At 65.3% G+C, this 236-nt stretch carries 1 protein-coding gene; it reads right to left on the bottom strand.

Features of this window, described 5'->3' with window-relative positions; translation table 11 throughout:
• Positions 1-236, bottom strand: a 236-nt coding sequence (locus AC0IYH_RS34015; protein WP_471838887.1) for a class II aldolase/adducin family protein, incomplete at both ends; no start/stop codon positions are given.

Genomic DNA, 236 nt, shown 5'->3' with positions numbered 1-236 from the left:
AGCACGCTCATCCAGCGACAGCGCGATGCCTTCGTAGGTGTGATACGCCAGGTTGCCGGAGAACTTCAGGGCATGCTGGGTGAGCGGCAACAGGCCGTCACGCTGGGCAGCCACGGCCATTCCAGCGGCGGTGTGAGTGTGCACGATGCACTGCATGTCCGGCCGTGCAGCGTGGATCGCCGAGTGGATGACGAAGCCGGCGTCGTTGACCCGGCCCTGGCCATCCAGACGATCCA

The organism is Pseudomonas sp. AC463 (genome assembly GCF_979253585.1).
Note: the sequence above shows the minus strand (reverse complement) of the source record. Positions and strands in the feature narration are given on the sequence as shown.